General features: G+C 48.1%; 2 protein-coding genes. One reads left to right on the forward strand and one right to left on the reverse strand.

Annotated features, from left to right (window positions below; all coding sequences use genetic code 11):
* Positions 1-299 precede the first annotated feature (299 nt).
* Entirely contained in the window at positions 300-1,427 is a 1,128-nt protein-coding gene (locus ABF824_RS15165) for an acyltransferase family protein (RefSeq protein WP_415489825.1), read from the forward strand.
* Between the two features lie 32 nt (positions 1,428-1,459).
* On the opposite strand, the gene ABF824_RS15170 is transcribed toward ABF824_RS15165, so the two are convergent.
* Positions 1,460-2,785: a polysaccharide pyruvyl transferase family protein gene (locus ABF824_RS15170; protein ID WP_415489826.1), complete on the reverse strand. Its 1,326-nt coding sequence runs from the start codon at positions 2,783-2,785 to the stop codon at positions 1,460-1,462.
* Positions 2,786-3,094 lie beyond the last annotated feature (309 nt).

Consider the following 3,094-nt stretch of genomic DNA (forward strand, 5'->3'; position numbering starts at 1 on the left):
ACGGCCTCGCGCTTGAAATCTTCCGTATGTTTTATGGTTTCGTCGGTCTCCTGATACGAACTTAAAACGCTCAGATGACTGGTACAGAACCGTTACAAGTCCACATTTTTTTGCCGTCGCGCTAACGACAGCACCGTAAGAATTCATTTGTCAGCGATGAAAAAAAGATCCATCAAGAGCCCTCTAAAATCTGCACTATCAAAACTCATGACCAAGCCTCTGACTGGAAGTGTGTGAAGTGCCCAATGTTATGACGCAGATAAGGCTAACGCGTGCACACTCAATCGCAGCTGTTCAGTATGAAGAAAAACAATGACATCGAGTGCTTGCGCGGAATTTCCATTGCACTGGTTCTGATTGAGCACATCAAAGCAAATTTTCAAGCTCATGCGCTGGATGTATTCAGTTCGAATTTTATGTCATTCTGGGGTGGGAATGATATTTTCTTTGCCATTTCAGGTTACGTCATCTCGCTATCGCTCTTCAAACAGCAGGCGAGAGCATCAAACGGGTTCCAGAAGCTCATGCAACTGGTGGTATTCTGGATCAAGCGTGCGTGGCGCCTGTGGCCAGCTGCATGGTTCTGGTTGCTGATCCCTCTTGTCGCCAGGCTTGTGGCAACACCTGCTTTGCATGACGCCGACGCCCTGCGCAGTTTAGCGGCCAGCATACTTTGTGTGGTTCTTAACGTAGCCAATCTTCAGGAATGGCGCGCGAAGCTAGGACTTGGAATACCTGATACGGTCTGGGAGCATTACTGGAGCCTCTCCGCTGAAACCCAGTTTTACATTATTATAGCGCCGCTCGTTCTTTTCCTGCACAAAAGAACGGTAGCCATTCTTATGATGCTGGCGATTGCGGCGCAGTTTTTCCTGATCCGGCCGGCCAGCTCAACCAACCTGTGGTGGTTTATCCGAAGTGACGCTTTGGCATGGGGTGTTCTTCTGGGTATTCTGGATACGTGCGTGTCTTACAAGGCACTGCTGGAGCCGACCTTCCTACGGCACAAGTGGACAGGCAGGGTCGTTACGATGCTGATGGTTCTGGTGATCTGCTCGACGCAGCTGCTCTATTTTCTCCCGTTCTCGGTCGCTTTGATAGCGATGGCCAGTGCAGTGCTGGTGTTCGTGTCGAGTTACAATAAGTCCTATCTCGGGATCTCGGGAATTATCGGAAAATTCCTACTGTGGCTCGGAGACAGGTCTTACTCCGTCTATCTCCTCCACTATTTCGTTATCTGGTCTGTCATGACTTTGACGCCGATCGGCTCGTTTCACCAGAACGTAGTGGGTGTTTCCATTACTCTGGCGTCGATCATTCTCGGAACATTTCTACTGAGCGAGCTGAGCTATCGGTTCATTGAGGTGCCATCTCGGGTGCGTGGTCACCGATTGGCACGCCAATATGAGGAGGCATATAGCTACTAGTTCATCAAATCGCGGGAGTAACCGGTTTGAGCTTACTCCCGCTCTCGCATCATCTGGTTGATCTTGTGCTCGATGTTGATCAGTCGTTCTCGCATTTCCGGAACCAGAGCTGACAGTCGCTCTTCCCGGCCCGGAACGTCTGCTGGATGGCCATACTTCACCATCTCCAGTGCGCCCATCAACGGTCGTAGATCGTCAAGCATGTAGGTTTTTGACGGTATGAAGTCCCAGCGGGATTGATAGGAGACCGTTCTGTCCGTCATAGCCTCCCGCACCCTCTCAACATAGCGCTCCATTGTCTGTGCTTTATGTTCGCGCAATTGGGCGCTTTTGGCTGGAGCTGCCTCAATGGCCTGGCGTACTGTGATACGCGATGCCTCAGGGTCGTCGTTAATATCCAGAATATCGGCGAGGAAGCCTGCTGTGGTTGAGCCGCGCTGGTCATGGGAAATCGCGATTCCAGGGATACCCATTGACGCCGCAACGCCTACACCATGCACGCGAGGCCCGATGACCAGATCGTAAGCTGAATAGATTTCAAAGTAATCTGCCGCATCATGTGAGTAGGCAACATTAAAATCCGGGAAAGCGGCACGAGCCACTGCGACTTCATCAATGTAATGACAAACCAGAGAAATCTCGTGCGTTTCGCCGTAATCCGTAATGACCTGCTGAAACAGCGACATCATGAAAGCGTAGGCTTGGGCTGAAAACCCATTCCAAATCACAGAGTCATCCCGTGTTGCATGAAAAATTAAGCCGATCCTCTTTACTTTAATGATGGTCTTCTCCCAGACTGTCGGCGCGCACAACAATGCAGGACAAGGCATGAGAGACGCTGAGAAACCCTGCTTTTCGACAGCCTTCAGCGTGCTTTCACTTCGGACTGTAAAGAGCTTCGATTTCTGGATAACTTCTCGAAAATTCTCACAATAGAGGTCTGCGTTACCACCCACCCCTAAAATAATAACTGGAAGTTGATAGCGGATAATGGCCGAATACAAGTCACACATGCGTCCACTGCTCCACTCCGGCGTGCCCGCAAAAATGACCCAGTCAACGTATGAATAATCACGATTCGGTTTGACCGAGTTGTCGAAAAAATCAAATTTTATATTCGCCTCTAGATCAATGAGGTCGGGATTGTGGATGAAGTGCTCATCAAGACGAGAGTATTTGAAAATCTGACGGTCTTCGAAGCATGAACGAATGTCTGGGTTGCGATTAAATAACATTGAATTATATTTAACATTCAAGCGCTTCAGAATAGCCCTTACGCCCATCAGGATAAATTCGTCCCCCGGGTTCCACTGTCGCGTGCTTGAAAAAATAATGTTTTCGTTTTTTTTAACGGTCATTATTCAGTTCTCTCAACATTACCCTGCCATCCTAGGCATGGTTTTCTCTGGACGTCATCAATATTTTGACAACCACGCTGGACAAAAAAGACCCATCTATCGGGCGGCTTTATACCAGCATATCAAGGAGTTCAGATAATTTAATGTGCTCAACCAAGATTTTATTCTTAAGATTTATTGAAGCAAACAGAAGAACGAGTAGTGAAGTGTTAGATCGATAATCGGTCACGATTATGCATATGCGAAAATGGTTGATAAACCGCAATTACAACGTAAGTATTTTCAAGTTGACTCTGTTAGAATATTGAT

Source organism: Acetobacter sp., assembly GCF_047721705.1.
In the GTDB taxonomy this organism is placed as follows: Bacteria; Pseudomonadota; Alphaproteobacteria; order Acetobacterales; family Acetobacteraceae; genus Acetobacter.

Excerpts from the sequence above, each read along its gene's own strand:
- ABF824_RS15165 (WP_415489825.1), top strand. The coding sequence starts at position 300 with ATGAAGAAAAACAATGACATCGAGTGCTTGCGCGGAATTTCCATTGCA.
- ABF824_RS15170 (WP_415489826.1), bottom strand. The coding sequence starts at position 2,785 with ATGACCGTTAAAAAAAACGAAAACATTATTTTTTCAAGCACGCGACAG.